General features: G+C 60.2%; 12 protein-coding genes, 2 tRNA genes, 3 rRNA genes and 1 pseudogene. 2 read left to right on the top strand and 16 right to left on the bottom strand.

Going from position 1 to position 20,867, the window contains the following annotated elements; all coding sequences use genetic code 11:
- Positions 1-88: 88 nt before the first annotated feature.
- From rrf to PSTAB_RS07830, 16 genes and pseudogenes are all read right to left on the bottom strand, one after another.
- A 5S ribosomal RNA gene (rrf, locus tag PSTAB_RS07905) occupies positions 89-204 on the bottom strand.
- A gap of 134 nt (positions 205-338) precedes the next feature.
- Positions 339-3,229, bottom strand: a 23S ribosomal RNA gene (locus tag PSTAB_RS07900).
- Positions 3,230-3,483: 254 nt separating this feature from the next.
- Positions 3,484-3,559 (bottom strand) — tRNA-Ala (locus PSTAB_RS07895).
- A 6-nt stretch (positions 3,560-3,565) separates the two neighbouring features.
- Positions 3,566-3,642: transfer RNA gene (locus PSTAB_RS07890), tRNA-Ile, on the bottom strand.
- 91 nt (positions 3,643-3,733) lie between these two features.
- Positions 3,734-5,270, bottom strand: a 16S ribosomal RNA gene (locus tag PSTAB_RS07885).
- Together the 16S, 23S and 5S rRNA genes with 2 tRNA genes alongside form the textbook arrangement of a ribosomal RNA operon.
- A gap of 632 nt (positions 5,271-5,902) precedes the next feature.
- Entirely contained in the window at positions 5,903-7,165 is a 1,263-nt protein-coding gene (locus PSTAB_RS07880; protein WP_013982445.1) for an OprD family porin, read from the bottom strand.
- 108 nt (positions 7,166-7,273) lie between these two features.
- Positions 7,274-8,485 (bottom strand): benzoate/H(+) symporter BenE family transporter, encoded by a 1,212-nt coding sequence (locus PSTAB_RS07875; RefSeq protein WP_041771696.1) that lies wholly within the window; start codon positions 8,483-8,485, stop codon positions 7,274-7,276.
- A gap of 126 nt (positions 8,486-8,611) precedes the next feature.
- Complete coding sequence (gene catA, locus PSTAB_RS07870) at positions 8,612-9,550, bottom strand: catechol 1,2-dioxygenase (protein WP_013982443.1); 939 nt, start codon at positions 9,548-9,550, stop codon at positions 8,612-8,614.
- A gap of 71 nt (positions 9,551-9,621) precedes the next feature.
- Positions 9,622-9,912, bottom strand: coding sequence for a muconolactone Delta-isomerase (gene catC, locus PSTAB_RS07865; RefSeq protein ID WP_013982442.1), 291 nt, complete (start codon positions 9,910-9,912; stop codon positions 9,622-9,624).
- Positions 9,913-9,926: 14 nt separating this feature from the next.
- The gene (locus PSTAB_RS07860) at positions 9,927-11,048 is read right to left on the bottom strand and encodes a muconate cycloisomerase family protein (protein ID WP_013982441.1); all 1,122 of its coding nucleotides are present in this window, start codon (positions 11,046-11,048) and stop codon (positions 9,927-9,929) included.
- A 28-nt stretch (positions 11,049-11,076) separates the two neighbouring features.
- A complete protein-coding gene (locus PSTAB_RS07855; RefSeq protein WP_013982440.1) occupies positions 11,077-12,423 on the bottom strand; it encodes an MFS transporter in 1,347 nt (448 codons plus the stop codon).
- 107 nt (positions 12,424-12,530) lie between these two features.
- Positions 12,531-13,306: pseudogene (locus PSTAB_RS07850) on the bottom strand (1,6-dihydroxycyclohexa-2,4-diene-1-carboxylate dehydrogenase).
- Between the two features lie 71 nt (positions 13,307-13,377).
- Positions 13,378-14,388 carry a benzoate 1,2-dioxygenase electron transfer component BenC gene (gene benC / locus PSTAB_RS07845; protein ID WP_013982439.1) on the bottom strand — a complete coding sequence of 337 codons (1,011 nt, stop codon included), beginning with the start codon at positions 14,386-14,388 and terminating at the stop codon, positions 13,378-13,380.
- A gap of 10 nt (positions 14,389-14,398) precedes the next feature.
- Positions 14,399-14,887 (bottom strand): benzoate 1,2-dioxygenase small subunit, encoded by a 489-nt coding sequence (gene benB / locus PSTAB_RS07840; RefSeq protein ID WP_011912829.1) that lies wholly within the window; start codon positions 14,885-14,887, stop codon positions 14,399-14,401.
- A 2-nt stretch (positions 14,888-14,889) separates the two neighbouring features.
- Positions 14,890-16,251 (bottom strand): benzoate 1,2-dioxygenase large subunit, encoded by a 1,362-nt coding sequence (gene benA, locus PSTAB_RS07835; protein WP_026012457.1) that lies wholly within the window; start codon positions 16,249-16,251, stop codon positions 14,890-14,892.
- A 214-nt stretch (positions 16,252-16,465) separates the two neighbouring features.
- Complete coding sequence (locus PSTAB_RS07830; protein ID WP_011912827.1) at positions 16,466-17,419, bottom strand: AraC family transcriptional regulator; 954 nt, start codon at positions 17,417-17,419, stop codon at positions 16,466-16,468.
- A gap of 321 nt (positions 17,420-17,740) precedes the next feature.
- Here PSTAB_RS07830 and PSTAB_RS07825 point away from each other — a divergent pair, with 321 nt between their 5' ends.
- Both PSTAB_RS07825 and PSTAB_RS07820 read left to right on the top strand, forming a co-directional pair.
- Positions 17,741-19,420 carry a tannase/feruloyl esterase family alpha/beta hydrolase gene (locus PSTAB_RS07825; RefSeq protein ID WP_013982437.1) on the top strand — a complete coding sequence of 560 codons (1,680 nt, stop codon included), beginning with the start codon at positions 17,741-17,743 and terminating at the stop codon, positions 19,418-19,420.
- Between the two features lie 348 nt (positions 19,421-19,768).
- Positions 19,769-20,824, top strand: coding sequence for a TRAP transporter substrate-binding protein (locus PSTAB_RS07820; RefSeq protein WP_041771695.1), 1,056 nt, complete (start codon positions 19,769-19,771; stop codon positions 20,822-20,824).
- Positions 20,825-20,867 lie beyond the last annotated feature (43 nt).

The raw sequence follows: 20,867 nt of genomic DNA, 5'->3' as shown, positions 1-20,867 counted from the left end.
GTTCAGGCTTAGTTCTGCGCGGCCGCTTTTCCGCGCCCCAAAATCAAACCCCCGACCCGCTTACGCGGATCGGGGGTTTGGTGTAGGAGCTTGACGATGACCTACTCTCACATGGGGAAACCCCACACTACCATCGGCGATGCATCGTTTCACTTCTGAGTTCGGAATGGGATCAGGTGGTTCCAACGCTCTATGGTCGTCAAGCAATTCGGTTGCTGCCTCGGGGTTTAGCCGCTGCAGCGAATTGGGTATGTGATCGAATCGGTATTGCGTGTTCGTGCAGATTTTCGGTCTGTTTGTCGACTTACCGTCTAACAGCCAAATTGTTTGGGTGTTATATGGTCAAGCCTCACGGGCAATTAGTATTGGTTAGCTCAACGCCTCACAGCGCTTACACACCCAACCTATCAACGTCGTAGTCTTCGACGGCCCTTTAGGGAGCTCAAGGCTCCAGTGAGATCTCATCTTGAGGCAAGTTTCCCGCTTAGATGCTTTCAGCGGTTATCTCTTCCGAACGTAGCTACCCGGCAATGCCACTGGCGTGACAACCGGAACACCAGAGGTTCGTCCACTCCGGTCCTCTCGTACTAGGAGCAGCCCCTCTCAAATCTCAAACGTCCACGGCAGATAGGGACCGAACTGTCTCACGACGTTCTAAACCCAGCTCGCGTACCACTTTAAATGGCGAACAGCCATACCCTTGGGACCGGCTTCAGCCCCAGGATGTGATGAGCCGACATCGAGGTGCCAAACACCGCCGTCGATATGAACTCTTGGGCGGTATCAGCCTGTTATCCCCGGAGTACCTTTTATCCGTTGAGCGATGGCCCTTCCATACAGAACCACCGGATCACTAAGACCTACTTTCGTACCTGCTCGACGTGTCTGTCTCGCAGTCAAGCGCGCTTTTGCCTTTATACTCTGCGACCGATTTCCGACCGGTCTGAGCGCACCTTCGTACTCCTCCGTTACTCTTTAGGAGGAGACCGCCCCAGTCAAACTACCCACCATACACTGTCCTCGATCCGGATAACGGACCAGAGTTAGAACCTCAAGGTTGCCAGGGTGGTATTTCAAGGATGGCTCCACGCGAACTGGCGTCCACGCTTCAAAGCCTCCCACCTATCCTACACAAGCAAGCTCAAAGTCCAGTGCAAAGCTATAGTAAAGGTTCACGGGGTCTTTCCGTCTAGCCGCGGATACACTGCATCTTCACAGCGATTTCAATTTCACTGAGTCTCGGGTGGAGACAGCGCCGCCATCGTTACGCCATTCGTGCAGGTCGGAACTTACCCGACAAGGAATTTCGCTACCTTAGGACCGTTATAGTTACGGCCGCCGTTTACCGGGGCTTCGATCAAGAGCTTCGCTTGCGCTAACCCCATCAATTAACCTTCCGGCACCGGGCAGGCGTCACACCCTATACGTCCACTTTCGTGTTTGCAGAGTGCTGTGTTTTTAATAAACAGTCGCAGCGGCCTGGTATCTTCGACCGGCATGGGCTTACGTAGTAAATACTTCACCCTCACCGGCGCACCTTCTCCCGAAGTTACGGTGCCATTTTGCCTAGTTCCTTCACCCGAGTTCTCTCAAGCGCCTTGGTATTCTCTACCCAACCACCTGTGTCGGTTTGGGGTACGGTTCCTAGTTACCTGAAGCTTAGAGGCTTTTCCTGGAAGCATGGCATCAACCACTTCGCTTTCTAAAAGAAAGCTCGTCATCAGCTCTCGGCATTAAGACCCCGGATTTACCTAAGATCTCTGCCTACCACCTTAAACAAGGACAACCAACGCCTTGCTGGCCTAGCCTTCTCCGTCCCCCCATCGCAGTAACTAGAAGTACGGGAATATTAACCCGTTTCCCATCGACTACGCTCTTCAGCCTCGCCTTAGGGACCGACTCACCCTGCGTCGATTAACGTTGCGCAGGAACCCTTGGTCTTTCGGCGTGCGAGTTTTTCACTCGCATTGTCGTTACTCATGTCAGCATTCGCACTTCTGATACCTCCAGCGAGCTTCTCAACTCACCTTCACAGGCTTACAGAACGCTCCTCTACCGCTCAACTTGCGTTGAACCCGTAGCTTCGGTGCATGGTTTGAGCCCCGTTACATCTTCCGCGCAGGCCGACTCGACTAGTGAGCTATTACGCTTTCTTTAAAGGATGGCTGCTTCTAAGCCAACCTCCTAGCTGTCTAAGCCTTCCCACATCGTTTCCCACTTAACCATGACTTTGGGACCTTAGCTGACGGTCTGGGTTGTTTCCCTTTTCACGACGGACGTTAGCACCCGCCGTGTGTCTCCCGTGCTGACACTTGCTGGTATTCGGAGTTTGCATCGGTTTGGTAAGTCGGGGTGACCCCCTAGCCGAAACAGTGCTCTACCCCCAGCAGTGATACACGAGGCGCTACCTAAATAGCTTTCGAGGAGAACCAGCTATCTCCGAGCTTGATTAGCCTTTCACTCCGATCCACAGGTCATCCGCTAACTTTTCAACGGTAGTCGGTTCGGTCCTCCAGTCAGTGTTACCTAACCTTCAACCTGCCCATGGATAGATCGCCCGGTTTCGGGTCTATTCCCAGCGACTAGACGCCCTATTAAGACTCGCTTTCGCTACGCCTCCCCTATTCGGTTAAGCTCGCCACTGAAAATAAGTCGCTGACCCATTATACAAAAGGTACGCAGTCACCTAACAAAGTAGGCTCCCACTGCTTGTACGCATACGGTTTCAGGTTCTATTTCACTCCCCTCTCCGGGGTTCTTTTCGCCTTTCCCTCACGGTACTGGTTCACTATCGGTCAGTCAGTAGTATTTAGCCTTGGAGGATGGTCCCCCCATGTTCAGACAAAGTTTCTCGTGCTCCGTCCTACTCGATTTCACTTCTAAGATCCTTTCGCGTACAGGGCTATCACCCACTATGGCCGCACTTTCCAGAGCGTTCCGCTAAAATCAAAGAAGCTTAAGGGCTAGTCCCCGTTCGCTCGCCACTACTAAGGGAATCTCGGTTGATTTCTTTTCCTCAGGGTACTTAGATGTTTCAGTTCCCCTGGTTCGCCTCACACACCTATGTATTCAGTGTGTGATAACCATCTTATGATGGCTGGGTTCCCCCATTCAGACATCTCCGGATCAAAGTCTGTTTGCCGACTCCCCGAAGCTTTTCGCAGGCTACCACGTCTTTCATCGCCTCTGACTGCCAAGGCATCCACCGTATGCGCTTCTTCACTTGACCATATAACCCCAAGCAATCTGGTTACTGTCTATAACGTGAAGACGACATTCGCCGAAAATTTGCATAGAGAACACGCAAATTTTACCTTGACGCGACATGCTGCCAGTGAAAGCAACACATCGGTCTACTTCTATCACATACCCAAATTTTTAAAGAACAGTTCTGGCGCAAAGTCCAGAAATCAATGCTCAACCCAGGCGATCAATCTGATCCTGGTAAACACTCATTTCTGAGCTTTCGGCGACTAGAGTTAATGGTGGAGCCAAGCGGGATCGAACCGCTGACCTCCTGCGTGCAAAGCAGGCGCTCTCCCAGCTGAGCTATGGCCCCTTCGATTGGTGGGTCTGGGCAGATTCGAACTGCCGACCTCACCCTTATCAGGGGTGCGCTCTAACCAACTGAGCTACAGACCCAATCGTTACTCTCGGGTCTAAACCCAATCGCCTTTCGCAAGTGAATCAAGCAATTCGTGTGGGAGCTTATGACGAAGCCGGTGTCTTCGATTAAGGAGGTGATCCAGCCGCAGGTTCCCCTACGGCTACCTTGTTACGACTTCACCCCAGTCATGAATCACTCCGTGGTAACCGTCCCCCCGAAGGTTAGACTAGCTACTTCTGGAGCAACCCACTCCCATGGTGTGACGGGCGGTGTGTACAAGGCCCGGGAACGTATTCACCGTGACATTCTGATTCACGATTACTAGCGATTCCGACTTCACGCAGTCGAGTTGCAGACTGCGATCCGGACTACGATCGGTTTTATGGGATTAGCTCCACCTCGCGGCTTGGCAACCCTTTGTACCGACCATTGTAGCACGTGTGTAGCCCAGGCCGTAAGGGCCATGATGACTTGACGTCATCCCCACCTTCCTCCGGTTTGTCACCGGCAGTCTCCTTAGAGTGCCCACCTTAACGTGCTGGTAACTAAGGACAAGGGTTGCGCTCGTTACGGGACTTAACCCAACATCTCACGACACGAGCTGACGACAGCCATGCAGCACCTGTGTCAGAGTTCCCGAAGGCACCAATCCATCTCTGGAAAGTTCTCTGCATGTCAAGGCCTGGTAAGGTTCTTCGCGTTGCTTCGAATTAAACCACATGCTCCACCGCTTGTGCGGGCCCCCGTCAATTCATTTGAGTTTTAACCTTGCGGCCGTACTCCCCAGGCGGTCGACTTAATGCGTTAGCTGCGCCACTAAGATCTCAAGGATCCCAACGGCTAGTCGACATCGTTTACGGCGTGGACTACCAGGGTATCTAATCCTGTTTGCTCCCCACGCTTTCGCACCTCAGTGTCAGTATTAGCCCAGGTGGTCGCCTTCGCCACTGGTGTTCCTTCCTATATCTACGCATTTCACCGCTACACAGGAAATTCCACCACCCTCTGCCATACTCTAGCTCGCCAGTTTTGGATGCAGTTCCCAGGTTGAGCCCGGGGCTTTCACATCCAACTTAACGAACCACCTACGCGCGCTTTACGCCCAGTAATTCCGATTAACGCTTGCACCCTTCGTATTACCGCGGCTGCTGGCACGAAGTTAGCCGGTGCTTATTCTGTTGGTAACGTCAAAACAGCAAGGTATTAACTTACTGCCCTTCCTCCCAACTTAAAGTGCTTTACAATCCGAAGACCTTCTTCACACACGCGGCATGGCTGGATCAGGCTTTCGCCCATTGTCCAATATTCCCCACTGCTGCCTCCCGTAGGAGTCTGGACCGTGTCTCAGTTCCAGTGTGACTGATCATCCTCTCAGACCAGTTACGGATCGTCGCCTTGGTGAGCCTTTACCTCACCAACTAGCTAATCCGACCTAGGCTCATCTGATAGCGTGAGGTCCGAAGATCCCCCACTTTCTCCCGTAGGACGTATGCGGTATTAGCGTTCCTTTCGAAACGTTGCCCCCCACTACCAGGCAGATTCCTAGGCATTACTCACCCGTCCGCCGCTGAATCATGGAGCAAGCTCCACTCATCCGCTCGACTTGCATGTGTTAGGCCTGCCGCCAGCGTTCAATCTGAGCCATGATCAAACTCTTCAGTTCAATACTGCTTGGGTTTTGAGAAAACCCTAAACTTGGCTCAGCAATCGCAAATCTCTTTACTAGAAAGAGTAACTCTCGAATAAACGAGTGTTGCTTTGTGATGCTGATAATCTTGCGACTACCAGTCTTACATTCACAAGCACCCACACGAATTGCTTGATTCAGTTGTTAAAGAGCGTTTCGATCAAGCCTTTCGTCTCAACCGAGGCCGCGCATTCTACAGCAGCCTTTCTTACTGTCAAGCTGTTTTTCGAAAATCTCTTTTCTACTCAACCGCTTGCCGCCTCGATCAATCTGCATCTCTCGTCAGCGGGAGGCGAATCATACAGCGTCCAAAACCGCTGTCAACCACCTCTTTCAACCGCTTTCGATCAACCCGACCGAAGCCACCAACAGGACTCAACCACCACCCTGCCAGCGCGGCGCATTCTACTCGAATCCGCCACCAGTGCAACCCTTTTTATTTAGCTAACCTTTTGATTTTCAAGAGGTTTTGCTTGAGGACTGCACCGGAAGTGGTGCGCATTATAGGCACCTGAAAACGGGCGTCAACCGTTTATTTCGGTTCTGCAGAAATTGGTGCAGACCACATTGCTTCGCACCGAGTGAGCGGCTCGGTGCGGGCAACCAGTTCAGAACAAGGTGAACGTATAGCTCAGAATCAGACGGTTCTCGTCGATATCGCTGCGGTAGTTCGAGCGCGCCGCTACGTTGCGTAGGCGGATACCCACATTCTTGAGCAGACCGCTCTGCACGGTATAGCCAATGTCCAGATCGCGCTCCTGCGCCGTACCTTCGAAACCCATTCCCGTGCTTACGTTATCGCTGGTGATATAGCGCACCGTCGCAACCAGACTGGGCCAACCGAGCGCGGCGAAATCGTAGTCGTCGCGAGCCTGCCAGGAACGCTCGTCCCGCTCGGCGAACTCGTAGGTGGGCACCTCGTTGCCCAACGGCGTGACGTTGGCGAAGACGCGGGGAAAAGCACTGTCGCCATACATGGCCTGATAGCCGATATAGAAGGTATGCCCGCCTCGCTTCGCCGACAGCAGCGAGTAGAAAGCCTGATTATCCACGTTGCCGGCCAGCTTGCTGCCGTCGGCCTGTGAATCGCAGTAGCCGAGATTGGCGCCCAGGGTCCAGTCGCCGAGCGGCTCGCTATGCTTCAGGCCTATGTAGCGCTGGTTATAGATGTCCTCGAGCTGCGCATACCAGAGGCCGAAGGACGTGCGCTTGTCATTGAATGCGTAATCGCCGCCAGCGTAGTTGAAGGCATCGCTGAATGCTGCCTGAGGCGTTCGACCCAGCATAGCCCGCATCCGGTCGTCGCCAGCCTCGTTGCGCAGACTGGTCGAGCGCAAACGGCCGGCCTGCAGCGTCAACCCATCAAATTCGCTGGAGACAATGCTGGCGCCCTGATAGGTGGGCGGAAGCAGCCGAATATCGCTAAAGGTCAGCACTGGCAGATTGGGCTGCAATTCACCCACCTTCAGTTCGGTCTTCGACACCTTTGCCTTGAGTGCCAACCCCATGCGGCTGTACTCATCCGGCGCGCGGCCATCGCTCCCAACCGGGAGCAAGCCGGTACCAATGCGATCACGGCTGCTGTCGAGCTTGATTCCCAGCTGCCCGATAGCATCGACGCCGAAGCCGACAGCTCCAAGGGTGTAGCCCGATCTGAAATTGAGAATGAACCCCTGCCCCCACTCCTCCGCCTTCGATTGCCGATTGGCGCCGACGATGTCGGAGAAGTCCCGGCTGAAATAGTAATTACGCGCCTGCAGTGTTGCCGTCGCGTCCTCGACGAAACCTCCGTCGGCGGCGAACGACTGAGTAATCATCGACGTCATGCCAGCGGCCAGGGTGAGTCGGGAAATAGATATTTTCTGCATCATCTAACTCGCTCTTGTTGTTGTTTTTCAGTTGCACGCAGCCGTTCCCCCGGCAGCAACCGGAGAAAGCGACTAACTCGTTATGGGTGAATCGTTACGATTGTCGGCCGGTCACCGCGCCGGCTGTTCCTTGCGACCGACCGCCACTGCTGGTGCCGGCTTGCGCAGGCTGAGCAACAGGTGCGCGGCGATGCCAAAGATCAGCCCCCAGAACGCTGCCGATAGGCCTAGGAAGGACATTCCCGAGGCGGTGACTAGGAAAGTGATCAAGGCCGCCTCACGGTCGGCGGGCACGGCCATTGCCGCGCTCAATGCCCCGCCTATGGCCGCTAACAGCGCCAGCCCGGCCAGGGCGGCGATCAAGGCGGCCGGGAACGCGGTGAAGATCGAGACCAGCGTCGCCCCGAAGATGCCCAGCAGCAGATACAAGACACCGCCGGAAACACCCGCGACGTAACGCTTGGACGGATCCTCGTGCGACTCCCGGCCCGTGCAGATCGCCGCCGTGATCGCCGCCAGGTTCAATCCGTGACAGCCGAACGGCGCCAGCAGCAGCGAACCCAGAGCGCTGCTGCTGATCAGCGGACTGGCCGGCGTCTCGTAGCCGTCGTTGCGCAGCACCGCCATGCCAGGCACGAACTGTCCAGTCAGCGCCACCATCACCAGCGGAAAGGCGATATTGAGGATGACCTGCCAGCTGAACTCCGGGGCGATCCATACCGGCGTCGCCAGCCCGATGACCAGTGCATCACTGCGCAACTCACCCGAGGCGATGGTGATCGTCACACCGACCACCAGCACGGCGAGCACGGCGTAACGGGGCAAGGCACGCTTGAACAGCAGATAGGTGCCGAACATCGCCAGCACCAGCCAGGGCTGTTCCTTGACCGAGACGAACAGCCCGGTACCGAAACGGAACAGGATACCGGCCAGCATGCCCGCGGCGATGGCGGCCGGCAGGCGATTGATGATCCGGTCGAACGCGCCGGACAGCCCTACCAGCAGCACCACCACACTGCTGACGATATAGGCGCCGACCGCCTCGTTCAGCGTGATATCCGGCAACATGCTTACCAGCAGCGCCGAGCCCGGTGCCGACCAGGCGATGATGATGGGAACCCGGTAGCGCACACTGAGCAGAATGCCGAGCACGCCGCTACCGATGGAGATGGTCCAGACCCAGGACGAGAGCACCTCGTGCGGCATGCCCCCGGCCTTGGCGGCCTGGAAGATGATCACCAGCGGACCGGCGTAGGAAATCACGGTCGCGATGAAACCGGCGACCACGGCGGAGAGCGAGAAGTCTTTCATCAGAGCTTTCATGTCGCCTCGCAAGACAGGCCTGGCGATCCGTGGTCGATGCCCGGATCACTCTTGTTATGAATGAAGCGGCTGCATTACCGGTGCAGCACCGCGGTGCCCGGCTAATACCGGACACCGCGGTAACCCTCAGGCTTGCTGGAGCGCGCGTGGGCGCTTGCTGCGCTGCTCGGCTTGCGGGGCCGGCGCCTTCTGCAGCTGGAAGTCGAAATCCACTTCGGCGAAACGACCCTGCACGCCCCGTGCACGTGCGGCTTCGGCATCGTCGATGAAGCGGATGTCGCCGACCAGACCATCGCGCGTGGCGTAGGCGAAGTCGTCCCAGAGGTACTTGTCACCCGCCAGGTTGATCTGCGTGGTCAGGTGACGATGACCGGGCGCGGAGATGAAGAAATGAATATGCGCCGGGCGCTGGCCGTGGCGACCGAGCATGTCCAGCACTTCCTGGGTCGGGCCGTCGGGCGAGCAGCCATAGCCGGACGGCACGATGCTGCGCGCGCGGTAATAGCCGTTCTCGTCGGTGACGATACGACGGCGCAGGTTGTACTCGGACTGGCTCTTGTCGAAGTAGGAATAATTGCCCTTGGTGTTGGCGTGCCACAGATCGACCACCGCACCGGCCAACGGCTTGCCGCTCGGATCGAAGACACGGCCTTGCAGGAACATCACAGTGGCGACATCGTCTTCGCTACCGTCATCCATGCGCGCGATGCCCTGAGCGATTGGCGCGCCGGCGACGTACAGCGGACCTTCGATGGTGCGCGGGGTGCCGCCGACCAGTCCTTCCTGTTCGTCCTTGGCGTCCTGCAGCAGGTCGAGGTAATGCTCCAGTCCGAGTCCGGCGACCAGCAAGCCGGCTTCGTGGCGACCGCCGAGACGGTTGATGTAGTCCACCGCCTTCCAGAACTCGTCCTGGGTGATTTCCAGGTCTTCGATGATCCTTGCGGTGTCCGTCAGGACGCGGTTGATCACCGTCTTCAGGCGGCTGCTACCCGCGTCGTTGTTGAAGCCGCTGGCTTCCTTGAAGAACTGCTGCACGTCGTTGGTGTGGGAGATTTTCACAGTCATGGCTCAGGCCTCGTTTTGTAATTGTCGTTGCACGGGTTCAGCGATCGGTGCGGACCCCAGTTCGGACGGAATCAGCGGTCGTCGTCACGAATCGAGGATGGGTGGCGGCACAGCGCGTTGACCTCGATCTCCATGTAGGGGAATAGCGGCAGCTGCATCAGGGTGTCGTGCAGTTCCTGCACGCTGGCGACGTCGAACACGCTGTAGTTGGCGTACTGGCCGGCAATGCGCCAGAGGTGGCGCCACTTGCCTTCGCGCATCAGGCTCTGCGCCAGTTCCTTCTCGTCGGCCTTGAGCTTGGCGGCCTGGGCCGGATCCATGTCGACCGGCAGTTTCACGATCATCTTCACGTGGAAGAGCATCTCGGGTCCTCCTCTTACTTACGGGCGAAGAACGCCAGGCGCTCTTCATCCAGGGTCAGGCCAAGACCGGGCGTGCGCGGGACTTCCAGCTGGAAGTCGCGGTAGACCGGCGCCTGAGTGACGATTTCCTCGGTGAGCAGCAGCGGGCCGAACAGCTCGGTGCCCCAGGTCAACCTGTTAAGGGTGACGAAGGCGTGCGCCGAGGCCAGGGTGCCGATGGCGCCTTCGAGCATGGTGCCGCCATACAGCGCGATGCCGGCGGCTTCGGCGATCTGCGCGGTGCGCAGCACGGCACGCGGGCCGCCGTTCTTGGCGATCTTCAACGCGAAGATGCTGGCCGCACCGTCGGCCGCCAGGCTGAAGGCGTCCTCGACGCTCTCGATTGACTCGTCGGCCATGATCGGTGCCGGGCTGCGCTGATTCAGGCGCACCTGCCCGCCGCGGTTGATCCGCGAGATCGGCTGTTCGATCAGGTCGATGCCGTTGTCGCCGAGGATGCGACAGGTGCGCAGCGCCACCGACTCGTCCCAGGCCTGATTGACGTCTACGCGCACGCTGGCGCGCTCGCCGAGGGCCTGCTTGATGGCGATGACATGCTTGAGGTCGGCATTCACCTCGCCGGCGCCGATCTTCAGCTTGAAGATGCGATGGCGGCGGATATCGAGCATGCGCTCGGCCTCTTCGATGTCCTTGGCGGTATTGCCGCTGGCCAGGGTCCAGGCCACTTCCAGACTGTCGCGTACCCGACCGCCGAGCAGCTCGCTGACTGGTAGACCAAGACGCTTGCCCTGGGCATCGAGCAATGCGCTCTCGATACCGGACTTGGCGAAGGTATTGCCCTTGGCCGCCTTGTCCAGGCGCAGCATGGCGGCGTTGATGTTGGCGGCCTCCTGGCCCACCAGCAGCGGGCCGAGGTGGCTGTCGATGTTCTGCTTGATGCTTTCCGGGCTCTCGTTGCCGTAGGCCAGGCCACCGATGGTGGTGGCCTCGCCGATGCCTTCGATGCCGTCGCTGCACTGCACACGGATGATCACCAGCGTCTGTTGCTGCATGGTGTGCATCGCCAGCTTGTGCGGGCGGATGGTCGGCAGGTCGACGATGATCGTCTGGATGCGTTCGATCAGGATGGGGCTCATGGCGATATCCGTGTTGAAGGTTCAGTGATCAGGCCTTGGCCGCTGCCGTCATCACCACCGGCGCGGGCGTGCCGCTGCGCTTGCTGGAGATGGCGAAGACGGCCATGGCCAGGGCAGCGATGACACCCGGCACGGCGAAGGCGATGAAGTTCAGTTGCAGCGGCAGGTTGATGCCCAGCAACGCACCGCCAAGCAGCGGGCCGACGATGGCGCCGTTGCGGCCGATGCCCGAGGCCCAGCCGAGACCGGTGGAGCGGATCGACAGGCCATAGAACTGCGCGGCGGTCGCGTAGAGCAGGATCTGCGTGCCGATTACGGTGGCACCGGCGATGAAGATCAGCGTGTAAAGCACTGGCATCGGCGTCTTGAAGCCCAGCAGGCTGATGGAGGCCACCGACACGGCGAAGAACACCACCACCACTTTCGCCAGGTTGAAGCGATCGCCCAGCCAGCCGCCGAGGATGGCGCCGGCCATGCCGCCGAAGTTCAGCGCGAGCAGGAACGACAGGCTCGAACCGAGGCTGTATCCGGCGTTGGCCATCAGCTTCGGCAACCAGGAACCCAGCGCGTAAACCATCAGCAGGCAACAGAAGAACGCCAGCCACAGGGAGAAGGTCCGCACGCCACGGCCTTCGCGGAACAGCTCCAGCACCGAGGCACTCTTGCCCTTCACATCGGTCATCACCAGCTCGTCGGCAGCGCTCAGCTGGCGGCCCGGGTCAACCTTGGCCAACAACGCCCGCGCCTGCTCACCTCGGCCCTGGCGCACCAGGAAGCCGACCGACTCGGGCAGATACCAGAGAATCACCGGCAACAGCAGCAGCGGCACGGCGGCGGCGAAGAACATCGCTTCCCAGCCGAAGCGAGGCAGCATGTAGATCCCGAGGCCGGCCGACAGCATGCCGCCCAGCGAATAGCCGCTGAACATGACGGCCACCAGCGTGCTGCGTAGCCGCTTGGGCGCGTACTCGTTCATCAGCGCCACCACGTTGGGCATCAGCCCGCCGCAGCCGAGCCCGGCGAGGAAGCGGAAAATGCCGAACTCGGTAGGAGTGCTGGCAAAGCCGTTGAGCACGGTGGCGCTGCTGAACAGCACGAAACAGATGGCGATGCCCTTCTTGCGGCCGATGCGGTCGGCCAGGGTGCCGAAGACCAGGGCACCGAACATCATGCCGAACAGCGCGTAACTGCCCAGTGCACCGGCCTCGAGCGGCGTCAGCCCCCACTCCTTCATGATGACCGGCAGCACCACGCCATAGATGAACAGGTCGTAGCCGTCGAAGATCAGCAGCAGTGCGCAGAGGCACACCACGAGCCAGTGAAAGCGGCCGAAGCGCGCGTTATCGATGATTTCGTGAACATCTACTTGTCGCATGGCAAGACTCTCTATTGTTTTTGTTAGTCGCGGATCGGCTGCGGCGATGGGTCACCGCGCCGCCGATGTGCCTTGGCGTTGACCGGTCGAGCCGGCCTGGGTACTACTCAGCCGAGATCGCCACCGCCTACCGGCAGGGTCACGCCGGTGATATAGGAGGCGTCGTCCGAGGCGAGAAACAGAATCGCGCCGGCCTGCTCGTCGATGGTTCCGTAGCGCTTCATCAATGAGGAATCCACGGTCTGATCGACGATCTGCTGGTACCAGATCTTTTCCTGCTCGCTCTGCTCGGCTGCGTTGCGTGGAATACGTCGCGGTGGCGCCTCGGTACCGCCGGGTGCGGTGGCGTTGACGCGGATGCCCCGCTGGGCGTTCTCGAAGGCCAGGCACGCGGTCAGCGCATTGACGCCACCCTTGGCCGCACCGTAGGGCACGCGGTTGAGGCTGCGCGTGGCGATCGATGAGACATTGACGATGGCCCCGCCGCCCTGCTCCAGCATGTGCGGCAGCGCGGCGTGGCAGCACCACAGCGTGGGGAACAGCGAGCGACGCACCTCGGCCTCGATCTCGTGTTCCTGGTAATGCTCGAAGGGCTTGGCCCAGATGGTTCCGCCAACGTTGTTGACGAGGATGTCGAGACGGCCGAAACGCTCTTTCGCGGCATCCATCAACCGATGGCAGTCGCGAACTGCTCAAGATCGGCGGTCAGGGTCAGTACCTCGGCGCCCTGCCCCAGTTGATCGGCCAGTTCATGGACCAGTTCGGAACGGTCCACGGCCACCAGCCGGCCACCTTCCTCGACGAATCGCTCGGCGACACGGCGACCGATGCCCTGGGCCGCGCCGGTGATCACCGCGACCTTGTTCTGAAATCGTGTGTTCATCTACCCAACCTCTGGAATGGCGAGGATTCGGTGAGCAATGCGGCGCAGTTGCCCACCCTGCGACCGGTGGATCAGGCGCTGGCGGCGAACTTCTCGTAGTAGAAGTTGGCCGGCTGCAGGCCTTGCTCACGAGTGAACTGGTTGACCGACTCGACCATGGGCGGCGGACCGCACAGGTAGATGTCCACCTCGCCATCGTTGAGGTGTTTGGGTTCGATGTGCTGGGTCACGTAGCCCTTGTGCGGGTACTGGCTGTCGGAGCTGGACACGCAGGCGCTGTAGGTGAAGTTCGGAATGCGCGCAGCGAAGTCTTCGAGTCGATCCATCTCCACCAGATCGAAATCGTTGGAGACGCCGTAGATCAGGTGCAGCGGATGCGCGCTGCCCTGCTCGGCGATCTTCTCCAGCATCGCAGTGAAAGGCGCCAGGCCCGTGCCGCCGGCCAGCAAGAGCAGCGGCCGCTTGATCTCGCGCAGATAGAAGCTGCCCAACGGGCCGGCCAGGGTGAGGCTGTCGCCGGCCTTGGCCATGCCGCTCAAGAAGCTGCTCATCAGCCCGCCCGGCACGTTGCGGATCAGGAAGCTGACCTCACCGCCCTTCTGCAGCGAGCTGAACGAGTAGGCGCGGGTCTGGTCGGTGCCCGGCACCTGCAGGTTAACGTACTGCCCAGGCAGGAAGGCCAGCTGGCTCAGCGACTCGCCCTTGATCGACAGCGCAATGGTGCTCTGCGACAGCTGGCGCACGTTGCTGATGGTCGCCTGGTAACTGGCCTGCGTGGTCTTGCAGACATCCGAGGATGCCGGCACGCGGATCACGCAGTCGCTCTCGGCACGCATCTGGCAGGTCAGCACATAGCCTTGCGCAGCTTCGTCCTCGCTCAGCGCGTCCTCGATGTATTCCTCGCCGAGGTCATAACTCCCGGCTTCGGCGAGGCACTTGCAGGCCCCGCAGGCACCGTCGCGACAGTCCAGCGGGATGTTGATGCCCTGGCGGTAGGCTGCGTCGGCGACGGTTTCGCCAAGATTGGCCTCGATGAAGCGGGTCACCCCGTCCTCGAAATTCAATGCGATCTGGTGAGTCATGGCCTTGCCCTCACAGGTGATAGACGTCGATCAGCTGGCGGATGTAGTCGTTCTTCAGCACGACCTTCTTGTGCTTGATCAGCGGACTCTCGCCACGGGTGTCGAGCGTGTAGAAGCTGGTGCCGTAGAAGTGGTCGACGGTCTTGTAGCGAAAGCTCATCGTGTGCCAGTTGAAGCGCAGCTTGCAGAAGCCCTCGCCCTGCTCGATCAGCTCCAGGTTGCTGATGTTGTGCGAGGTGCGTGTATCTGGGATCGTGGCGCTGGAGCGCTCGGTGCGGATGCGAAACACACGGTCTTCCAGGCCGCCACGGTTGCCGTACCAGATCAGCGAGATTTCCCGCTGCGGATCTTCGGTGAGCTGGTCGGCGTCGTCCCAGGCCGGCATCCAGAAGGTGGCGTCGGCGGCATACAGTTCCAGCCAGCTGTCCCAGTCCTTGTCGTCGAGGTAGCGCGCTTCGCGGTAGAGGAAGTCACGCGCGGTTTCGTAGGCGATGCTCATTTTCATGCACCCTCCACGTGAATCAGCTGTTCCTGCTCGGCCTTCACGGCCTTGATCATCTGCTGTTGCCAGTAGTGGTGCTGGAGCACGAACAGGCCCTCATCCTCGGTGCGCGCACCGCTCATCATCGGCTGCAGGTCGATGCTGCGGGCGCCATCGTCCGCTCCCTCGATCCAGTGCTTGGCACCGCGGGACATGTCGTTCCATTCCATGGCGCGACCGGCAAAGCCCTGCTGGCAGGCGCGGAACTCTTCAAGATCATCCGGCGTGGCCATGCCGCTGACATTGAAGAAGTCTTCGTACTGGCGAATGCGCCGCGCCCGCGCTTCGGCACTCTCGCCCTTGGGTGCGATGCAGTAGATGGTGACTTCGGTCTTGTCCACCGACAGCGGCTTGGCGATGCGCAGCTGCGAGCCGAACTGATCCATCAGGTACAGGTTCGGGTAGAGGCACAGGTTGCGCGAGTTCTCGATCATCCAGTCGGTACGGGCCTGGCCGAACTCGGCGACCATCTCCTCGCGACGGGCATACAACGGGCGATCTTCCGGGTTGTCCCAGCGAGTCCAGAGCAGTAGATGGCCGTTCTCGAAGGAATAGAAACCACCGCCCTTCTTGCCCCAGCCGCCGGCGCTCATCGCACGGATGTCGTCGCCGGCTTCCTTGAGCTTGCGCTGCTGCTGGGTGGCGGCGTAGTTCCAGTGCACGGCGGTGACGTGGTAGCCATCGGCGCCGTTCTCGGCCTGCAGCTTCCAGTTGCCTTCATAGACATAGGTGGACGAGCCGCGCAGCACTTCGATGCCATCCGGCGATTGATCGACCACCATGTCGATGATCTTGCGTGACTCGCCAAGGAATTCCTCAAGCGGGGCGACGTCCTCGCGCAGGCTGCCGAAGAGGAAGCCGCGGTAGGACTCGAAGCGGGCGACCTTCTTCAAGTCATGGGAGCCGTCGCAGTTGAAGCTGTCGGGGTAGCCGGCTTCCTTGGGGTCCTTGACCTTGAGCAGCTTGCCCGAGTTGTTGAAGGTCCAGCCATGGAACGGACAGGTGTAGGTCGCCTTGTTGCCGCTCTTGAAGCGGCAGAGCATGGCACCGCGGTGGCTGCAGGCGTTGATGAAGGCGTTGAGTTCACCCTCCTTGTTGCGCGCGATGAAGATCGGCTGACGCCCCATCTGGGTGGTGTAGTAGTCGTTCTTCTCGGGGATCTGGCTCTCGTGAGCGAGGTAGATCCAGTTGCCCTCGAAGATGTGCTTCATCTCCAGATCGAACAACCGAGGGTCGGTGAACATCTCCCGCTTGCAGCGAAAGATGCCCTTCTCTTTGTCGTCTTCGAGCAGCGAATCAAGGTAGTCGATTCCCAGGGACATGGCCGGGGCCTCCATTGTTATTGTTTCCACGTGATGAAGGCTACGGCGGGGGGAACGGCATCAATATCCGTTTTCTGCAGCATCTCTATCCGTTTTCTGCAACACGCAGGCAGACGGATGCCGCGCCTGCAGCGACGCGCTGAGGGCGATCAGCGAAGGGAGGAATGGGCGTAGCGGATGCGGCCGCCGTCAGGCTGGCGGCCGCCGAAGCGGATCAGTGATGGCGGCGCAGGGTGTCCGACGGCAGCTCGCCGAAGGTGCTCTTGTAGCTTTCCGAGAAGCGCCCCAGATGCATGAAGCCGTAGTCCATGGCGATCTCGGTGATGTTGCGTACCCTGGCCGAAGGGTCGCTCAGCCGGCCATGGATCTGCTCCAGCTTGCGCTGGCGGATGTAGGACTTGGGCGTGGTGCCGACCTTGCGCTCGAACAGCAGGTACAGCGAGCGCAGGCTCATGTTGGCCAGTTCGGCCAACTGCTCGACGGAGATATCCTGTTTCAGATGCTCGTCGATGTAGTCGGTCAGCCGACCGAACGACGGGCAGCTGTCACCGAACGGATCGCGCTGGATATTGCTGGCCAGGCTGCAGAGCAGCTTGCTGGCGATGATCCGGCTGTACTGCTCCTGAATCTGCGGGATGCTCTGCTCTGAGCCCGCCTCGCGGCAGACCAGCCCAAGCAGGCTGTCGAAGCCGTCCATTTCGCCGAGCGCATGGCGATTGGCACTGAACCGGATGCCACCGGAGGGGGCACGCCATTGGTTCTCGCTGCAGGCCTGTTCGAGGAAGGACGCCGGCAGCTTGACGATCAGCTTTTCGCAGTCGTCCGAGTAGGTCAGGTCAACCGGATCGTCCGGGTTGATCAGCAGCAGCTCACCGGGGGTGAAATAGTGCTCCTGGCCCCGTCCGCGCCACAGGCAATGGCCACGCTGCAGCAGCTGCAGGTGATAGATGGTTTCCAGGGCTGGCGAGGTGACATGAACGCTGCCGCCATAACTGATCTGGCAAAGGTCGAGCTTGCCGAACTTGCAGTGGCTGAGGCTGGCCTGAGGCGTGCCGGTACGAGGCAGACGAATGCAGTGCACGCCTACATGCTGATTGACGTAATCCGACACCGCATGCGGATCAGCACGCTCGAAGATCCTGCTTTTTTCATTCAGCAGTCGTTCCATCACCCGGCACTCGGTTGTTTTTATAGTTGGCCGGCGCTTGGTGGCCGGCTTGGTCGGTATCACGCAGATCGAGAATATTGATCTGCGTCAAGAATATCGACTGATCGAAGCATAGGAGATTCGACCAACGGCGGACACCCCGCCGTTCGGTGACCGAACAGTTTTTGCACAAGCGCGCCATCGTTCACATATGGGCACGATTGCGGCGGAACGCTCGGCGCCTCTTCGCACTCTGAGTGCAGATCGCACAAAACGGATAGGTCGTTGGGCGACGCCGAGCATCGGCGGCCCTATGACCCAGCACAAGAAGGTGTGCCCTGCATGAAGATTTCCCTCTTCCCCATCGCCCTGCTGGCACTGCTCTGCAGTGGCACCAGCGCCGCGTCCGCGGTCACAGAACCGGCCCACGACGGGTTGGCTGCGCTGGAGGTCATACGCCCGAGCCGCCCCTGCTCGTCATTGCTCACGCTCGACCTCGCATCGATCGGCGGAAGCGGTAGTCGCGTCACGTCCGCATCGGTACAGGACACTGATCAGGGCGCCACCGTATGCAATGTCGAAGGCACGCTGGCACCGAGCATCGGCTTTCGCGTGCAACTGCCGCTGGATGGCTGGACCCAGCGCTTCCTGCAGGTCGGCTGCGGCGGGTTGTGCGGCCGCATTTCTCTGAGACCGGACGCAGTCGCAGGCTGCGTACCGTTCGAAAGCGGCCGCTTCGTCGTAGCCAGTACCGACATGGGTCATCAGGGCAATGGCGGGACCTTCGGTGCCAATCCGCAGCAGCGCGCCGATTTCGCCCACCGCGGTGTGCACCTCACCGCACGGGCTGCGAAAGCACTGATCAAAACCTTCTACGACCGGGGTCCGGCGTATTCCTATTTCAGTGGATGCTCGGACGGCGGGCGCGAAGCCCTGATCGAGGCGCAACGCTATCCGGACGACTTCGACGGCATCGTCGCCGGCGCGCCGGCAATGAATTTCCAGGTGCAGAACTCGCTGCTGCACGCCTGGCAGGCGCGGGTGAACCGCGCCCCGGATGGTCGCAGCGTGCTGGTCGCCTCACAGCTGCCGCTTCTGCATCGAGCCGTGCTTGAACAGTGTGACGGCCTGGATGGCCAGCTCGACGGGCTGCTCAGCGACCCACGAATCTGCCGATTCGACCCGGCAACGATCCAGTGCCCCGCTGGCCAGGACAGCGACCAGTGCCTGACTGCCGCACAGGTGCAAGCGGCAAGGCGCATATATGACGGGCCGCGCGACGAGCGTACCGGTGAGCGATTGGCCGTCGGCGGTCCGCAGCCCGGCTCGGAGCTCGCATGGGGCGGCGTGTTCGTGCCCGAACGCGCACACGGCCCGCTATTCAGCGAAACCATCGCCCTCGAGGCACTGCGCTATCTGGTGTTCGAACAGGCACCGCAGCCTGGCTATCGGCTGGAGCAGCTGCGCTTCGACGCCGAGACCTTCGATCGCCTGCGCGCCCGCCATCCTCTGTTCGATGCGACCGACCCCGACCTCTCCGCCTTCGCCGACAAAGGCGGCAAGCTGATTCTCTGGCATGGCTGGTCCGATCATCATATCTCGCCGATCAATACCATCGCCTACCACGAAGCCCTGCAGCGCCACCTGGGCAAGCCAGAAGTCGAGCGCTTCGTGCGCATGTACCTGGTGCCGGGCATGTACCACTGCCACGGCGGACAGGGGCCGAGCGAACTGGACCTGCTGACGCCGCTGATGCGCTGGGTCGAATCCGGCCAGGCCGCTGACGAGATCAAGGTGTATCAGGCGAGCCGATCCGGCCTGCCGCTCTCGCCGAAGAGCAGGCGTGCCAAGACCGGGCGAACCCCGGAGTACCGGCCGGTCTACCCCTACCCGGCCGTGGCGCGCCTCGTCAGTGATGGCCAAGGAGAACGCTATACCCGCGGCGAACCCCTGACCGATACGCCGACGCCAGCCTGGCGAGGCGCGGACTTCTACCAGCCCTACCGCCCGCGCGAGCGCTGAGTGATGGCCGACTATTTCCCGTTATGGCTGACTTTCAGGCTGCGCTTTCTGGAGCTGGCTTCGGCGGTTCAAGGTCGCACGAATGGGCTTCATGGCGCCCTCACCGACGTAGGCCTGAGATCGCTCGCGCGCCGTACGGTGCCGACGGAGCGGAACACAAACCAAGGGCGATTATCGAACAGATTCGCTCGTTTACTGCGCCACTCGGTTGCGATGCAACCGGCGAGGTTGCTTCTATACGGAGGCGTTCACCGTCTCGGCGACTCGCGTGTAGCGGGGCTGCCGGAGCGGAACATCCGCGGGGCAGCCGGTTGCACGCGCAATTACAACAACAAAAGGGAATACCCCATGTCGAAATTGCCCAGGGCCTTGCTGGCACTTGCCTGCGTCAGTTGTCTGAGCCTGTCCGCCTACGCTCAGGAAGCGGTCGTGACGCTCAAGGTTCATCATTTTCTTCCCGCCCATTCGTTGACCCAGGCGAACCTGCTCAAGCCGTGGGCGGACGAGATCACCGAAGCCTCCGACGGCCGTATCCAGTTCCAGTTCTATCCCTCGATGCAGCTGGGCGGCACACCACCGCAGCTGGTGGACCAGGTGCGTGACGGCGTTGCCGATATCGTCTGGACGCTGCCGGGTTACAACAGCGGGCGCTTCCCGCTCATCTCGGTCTTCGAGCAGCCATTCATGAGCCGCTCCGCCGAGGCGACCAGCCAGGCGATGTGGGAGTTCGTCGCCAAGCACGGCGAGAAGGAATTCGCCGGCATGCACCTGCTTGCGACCCATACCACGGACGGTGCGCTGATCCACACCGGGAAGAAACCCATCAACAGGATGGCCGACTTCCGCGGCAAGAAAATCCGCGCCGCCAACCGCACCTCCACCAAACTGATCTCCCTGCTCGGCGGGACCCCCGTCGCCATGCCGGTCCCGCAGATTCCCGAGGCCCTGTCCAAGGGCGTGGTCGACGGTGCAATCGTGCCCTGGGACGTGGTACCAGCGCTCAAGTTGCACGAGCTGGTCGGCCACCACACGGAAATGGCCGAGGGGAAGCCGGCACTGATGTACACGGTGATGATTCTCGCCATGAACCCGGCTACCTATGAGGGGTTGCCCGAAGACCTGCGCAAGATCATCGACGAGCGCAGCGGCGCGGTGCTCTCGCGTCGAGCGGGCCAGCTGTTCGACGAGATCGCCGTGCAGAATGGCCATCGTCTGGCCGAAAGCCGCGGCAACATGATTCACCAGCTGTCCGAAGACGAACAGCAGAAGTGGATGAAGGTGGCCGAGCGCCTCGACCAGGACTGGATCAAGGAAGTCGAGGGCAAAGGCTATGCGAATGGTGCCGCCCTGCTCGAGGACGCACGCCAGCTGATCCAGCAGCACAGCGACACCGCTTCCCGCTGATCGACCCCGGCGCCAGTTCGCCCGGCGCCCTGCTCCGGAGACT

The sequence above is a fragment of the Stutzerimonas stutzeri genome, assembly GCF_000219605.1.
Lineage (GTDB): Bacteria > Pseudomonadota > Gammaproteobacteria > Pseudomonadales > Pseudomonadaceae > Stutzerimonas > Stutzerimonas stutzeri.
The sequence above is the reverse complement of the archived record's forward strand: the minus strand, read 5'-3'. Positions and strand labels throughout refer to the sequence as shown.

Bases quoted from the DNA above. Each gene is read 5' to 3' on its own strand.
- PSTAB_RS07880 (WP_013982445.1), bottom strand. From the start codon at position 7,165: ATGATGCAGAAAATATCTATTTCCCGACTCACCCTGGCCGCTGGCATG.
- PSTAB_RS07875 (WP_041771696.1), bottom strand. From the start codon at position 8,485: ATGAAAGCTCTGATGAAAGACTTCTCGCTCTCCGCCGTGGTCGCCGGT.
- catA (WP_013982443.1), bottom strand. From the start codon at position 9,550: ATGACTGTGAAAATCTCCCACACCAACGACGTGCAGCAGTTCTTCAAG.
- catC (WP_013982442.1), bottom strand. From the start codon at position 9,912: ATGCTCTTCCACGTGAAGATGATCGTGAAACTGCCGGTCGACATGGAT.
- PSTAB_RS07860 (WP_013982441.1), bottom strand. From the start codon at position 11,048: ATGAGCCCCATCCTGATCGAACGCATCCAGACGATCATCGTCGACCTG.
- PSTAB_RS07855 (WP_013982440.1), bottom strand. From the start codon at position 12,423: ATGCGACAAGTAGATGTTCACGAAATCATCGATAACGCGCGCTTCGGC.
- benC (WP_013982439.1), bottom strand. From the start codon at position 14,388: ATGACTCACCAGATCGCATTGAATTTCGAGGACGGGGTGACCCGCTTC.
- benB (WP_011912829.1), bottom strand. From the start codon at position 14,887: ATGAGCATCGCCTACGAAACCGCGCGTGACTTCCTCTACCGCGAAGCG.
- benA (WP_026012457.1), bottom strand. From the start codon at position 16,251: ATGTCCCTGGGAATCGACTACCTTGATTCGCTGCTCGAAGACGACAAA.
- PSTAB_RS07830 (WP_011912827.1), bottom strand. From the start codon at position 17,419: ATGGAACGACTGCTGAATGAAAAAAGCAGGATCTTCGAGCGTGCTGAT.
- PSTAB_RS07825 (WP_013982437.1), top strand. From the start codon at position 17,741: ATGAAGATTTCCCTCTTCCCCATCGCCCTGCTGGCACTGCTCTGCAGT.
- PSTAB_RS07820 (WP_041771695.1), top strand. From the start codon at position 19,769: ATGTCGAAATTGCCCAGGGCCTTGCTGGCACTTGCCTGCGTCAGTTGT.